The following is a 4,258-nucleotide window of genomic DNA, read 5'->3' as shown; positions in this document are numbered from 1 at the left end:
CTCTGCTGCCATGCGCGAGAAACGCTCGACTTCTGCGTCATCAATTGTCGTGCGCTGTGCTGTTGCCATCGGTTCTGTCCTTGTTGCTCTCTTCGAGTGGACCCTTCCAGCAAAAAATGTCAAGCCGTGCTCGGCATTCTGCTTTCGGGTAGACCGCTCTAATCCTCAAAGCGACTCGTGGCGTCACGACCGTGGTCGTAGCGTCTCTTGAGCGGAAACGGCGGCAACCACGCCTCGCGACGGACGATCCAGCTTTCGTATGTTGGCATCAGTTGGTCCGGGGCGTCCAACGCTCCCAGGTGCACTTCGATTTCGTCTGCGGTGCGTGCGAAAACGGATGAGCCGCAGCGAGGACAGAAAAACCGTCCGGCATAGTCGCGCGTTTCGCCGTCGATCGTTACTGCATCCTGAGGGAATACCGCGGCAGCGTAGAAAAGGGCCCCATGATGCTTGCGGCAGTCGAGGCAGTGACAAAGACCAACCCGGTACGGGCGTCCCGACGCCACAATTCGGACGTTGCCGCACAGGCAGCCGCCGGTCAATCGGTCCATGCTGCGTCTCCTCTAAATCAGCGAACGGAATGTTTACGACGAACACCACTATCATTGCAATTGCCCGCTGCGGCCGGGGCGCGTCGTTCTTCCAGAGTGGACGATAGTTCAAACAGCCGCCGGGCGTTCTTGCAGTCCGGCGATATTTTCGGTATGGGAGCCGCATTCATTTGGTGGGTGCCTCTTTCGATTCAAGCGGCTCCTCACCAATATATTTCAGGCATTCCAGAACGGTACCTTCCCATGGCACGCATTGTGATGAAATTCGGTGGCACTTCGGTGGCCGATATTGACCGCATCCGTAATGTGGCCAGGCATGTCAAACGCGAAGTCGATGCGGGACATGAGGTCGCTGTTGTGGTTTCGGCCATGGCCGGGAAGACCAATGAGCTCGTGGCTTGGACGCGGCAGACATCGCCAATGCACGACGCGCGCGAATATGATGCAATTGTCGCATCAGGTGAGCAGGTGACGGCTGGTCTGCTTGCAATCGCGCTGCAGGCGATGGGCGTCCACGCCCGTTCCTGGCAAGGCTGGCAAATTCCGATCAAGACCGACAACGCCCATGGCGCTGCCCGTATCCTCGATATCGATGGCTCGTTCCTGATCGAGCGGTTCGCCGAGGGCCAGGTGGCTGTGATCTCCGGATTTCAGGGCATTGGTCCAGACAATCGCATTTCCACACTGGGACGCGGCGGTTCAGATACCAGCGCAGTTGCAATCGCAGCTTCGGTGAAGGCCGATCGATGTGATATCTATACCGACGTCGATGGTGTCTATACGACCGATCCGCGCGTCGAACCGAAGGCGCGGCGGCTGTCGCGGATATCGTTCGAAGAAATGCTGGAGATGGCATCTCTTGGCGCGAAAGTCCTGCAGGTTCGATCCGTCGAGCTTGCCATGGTGCACAAAGTGCGCACCTTTGTAAGGTCCAGTTTCGAGGACCCCGATGCGCCGGGCATGGGTGATCTCATCAATCCGCCCGGAACACTTATTTGCGACGAGGAAGAAATCGTGGAACAGCAGGTTGTCACAGGAATTGCCTACGCCAAGGACGAAGCCCAGATTTCGCTGCGCCGTGTTGCCGACCGACCGGGCATATCCGCCGCCATTTTTGGCCCGCTCGCCGAGTCGCATATCAATGTCGACATGATCGTCCAGAATGTTTCCGAAGACGGCACCAAGACCGACATGACGTTCACCGTGCCCTCGGGCGATCTCGACAAGGCTCTGGTGGTCCTCGAAAAGGTCAAGGCGGAGATTGGCTGCGATATCATCCAGTCGGAAGCCGGCATGGTCAAAGTCTCGGTCATAGGTATTGGTATGCGCAGTCATGCGGGTGTTGCCGCAACGGCGTTTCGCGCGCTGGCGGACAAGGGTATCAACATCCGAGCCATCACGACCTCGGAGATCAAGATTTCCATTCTAATTGATGGCCCGTATGCGGAACTTGCCGTACGCACTTTGCATTCTGTGTACGGTCTGGATAAGCATTAGAATCAAGAAAATGTTTGTCGGCCGCGTCGCTGGCTGACATGATCACTCGAATGCGGTGAGGCCATCCGGTCTTGCCGGTATTCTTATGGAGAAAGGCCCCCAGTGCCAACGCGCGAGCAGACAACAGGTCCCCGTGTCATGCTGAAGCGTCTTCGCGAGTTGATGGCGGAGGCGCTTGAGCCGCAGGAGAGGCTTGACCGGATCGTTCGCGATATCGCGCAGAACATGGTTGCGGAAGTGTGCTCGTTCTACGTGCTTCGCTCTGATGGTGTCCTGGAACTTTACGCAACCGAAGGTTTGAACCCGTCCGCTGTGCATTTGGCGCAGCTGCGTCTTGGGCAGGGCCTTGTCGGTACCATCGCAGCGAGCGCTCGTCCTCTCAATCTCACCGACGCACAAACGCATCCGGCCTTCGCCTATCTGCCGGAGACGGGCGAGGAGGTCTATAATTCATTCCTTGGCGTGCCGATCCTCCGGGCGGGGCGCACCCTGGGCGTCCTCGTCGTCCAGAACCGGACAAAACGCGTCTATCGCGAAGATGAGGTCGAAGCGCTCGAAACGACGGCCATGGTGCTGGCGGAAATGGTTGCGGCCGGTAGTCTGACGCGGCTTGCGCGGCCTGGGGTCGAACTCGACATGGGCAAGCCCATGAGCTTCAGCGGCAGCGCCTTCAATGATGGCGTTGGCCTCGGGCACGTCGTGCTGCATGAGCCGCGCATCGTCGTCACAAATCTCTTCAACGAAAACATCGACACGGAAATCGACCGGCTCGAAACGTCGCTCGGTTCATTGCGCATTTCGATCGACGACATGTTGTCGCGCCGCGATGTGGCCTTCGAGGGCGAGCATCGCGAGGTGCTCGAAGCCTATCGCATGTTCGCACACGATACGGGATGGGTGCGGCGTCTCGAAGAGGCAATTCGCAACGGCCTGACGGCGGAGGCTGCAGTTGAAAAGGTGCAGAGCGATACCCGCGCCCGGATGATGCATCTGACAGATCCCTATATGCGCGAGCGGCTGAGCGATTTCGATGACCTCGCCAACCGTTTGCTGCGCCAGCTGATGGGCCGTGATGYCAAGACCATGGCGGGTTCCCTCGCCAAGGACGCCATCATTATCGCACGCTCGATGGGCGCCGCAGAACTCCTCGACTATCCGCGCGAACGCCTGCGAGGCCTCGTGCTCGAAGATGGTGCCGCGACCAGCCATGTGGTGATCGTAGCCCGCGCCATGGGCATTCCGGTTGCCGGCCAGGTCAAGGGCGTCGTCTCCATGGCCGAAAACAACGACGCTGTGATCGTCGATGGTGACGATGGCCGCGTTCATTTGCGTCCGCAATCGGACGTGGAAGCCGCCTACACGGAGAAGGTCAAGTTCCGGGCCAAGCGCCAGGCACTTTACCGGGAATTGCGCGACCAACCTTCGATGACGAAGGATGGAGTGCATATTTCGCTCCTGATGAATGCCGGTCTGCTCGTCGACCTGCCGCAACTGGTGGAAGCTGGTGCTGCTGGTATCGGCCTGTTCCGTACCGAACTTCAATTCATGGTCGCTTCGACTTTCCCGCGTGCCGAACAGCAGGAGCGGCTCTATCGCTCCGTATTGGATGCCGCCGGCGACAAGCCGGTGACATTCCGGACACTCGATATAGGCGGCGACAAGGTGCTGCCCTATTTCCGCAGCGATGCCAATGAAGAAAACCCTGCCATGGGCTGGCGGGCAATCCGCCTGACGCTCGATCGTCCCGGGCTGTTGCGTACGCAGGTTCGCGCGCTTTTGAAAGCGGCGGGCGGACGCGAGCTCCGGCTGATGCTGCCGATGGTCACGGAAGTGGCAGAAGTGCGCAAGRCGAGCGAACTGATCAACCGCGAGGTGCAGCATCTGTCGCGCTTCGCCCACAATCTGCCGACGCGTGTCAAGATTGGGGCAATGGTCGAGGTGCCATCGTTGCTGTGGCAACTCGACGAACTCATGTCGGTGGTGGATTTTGTCTCGGTTGGCTCGAACGACCTGTTTCAATTTGTCATGGCGGTCGATCGCGGCAATTCGATCATCACCAATCGGTTCGACAATCTGTCGGTGCCCTTCTTGCGCGTATTGCGTCAGATCGCCGATGCCGGCAACCGCAATAACACGGATGTGACGCTATGCGGTGAAATGGCGGGAAAGCCGCTTTCTGCCATGGCGCTGATCGGGCTTGGATATCGCTC

The 4,258-nt window shown here is 59.0% G+C and carries 3 protein-coding genes; 2 read left to right on the top strand and 1 reads right to left on the bottom strand.

Annotated features, from left to right (window positions below):
- Positions 1-158: 158 nt before the first annotated feature.
- Positions 159-551 (bottom strand): GFA family protein, encoded by a 393-nt coding sequence (locus tag ACXJ5O_RS20200; RefSeq protein WP_457301453.1) that lies wholly within the window; start codon positions 549-551, stop codon positions 159-161.
- Between the two features lie 243 nt (positions 552-794).
- Between ACXJ5O_RS20200 and ACXJ5O_RS20195 the strand changes: the two genes are divergently transcribed.
- Together ACXJ5O_RS20195 and ptsP are read left to right on the top strand one after the other, a co-directional pair.
- The gene (locus ACXJ5O_RS20195; protein WP_112532270.1) at positions 795-2,048 is read left to right on the top strand and encodes an aspartate kinase; all 1,254 of its coding nucleotides are present in this window, start codon (positions 795-797) and stop codon (positions 2,046-2,048) included.
- Positions 2,049-2,186: 138 nt separating this feature from the next.
- A partial coding sequence (ptsP, locus tag ACXJ5O_RS20190) for a phosphoenolpyruvate--protein phosphotransferase (RefSeq protein WP_457301454.1) occupies positions 2,187-4,258 on the top strand: 2,072 nt, incomplete at its 3' end.

The sequence above is a fragment of the Phyllobacterium sp. P5_D12 genome (assembly GCF_054049495.1).
The sequence above is the reverse complement of the archived record's forward strand: the minus strand, read 5'-3'. Positions and strand labels throughout refer to the sequence as shown.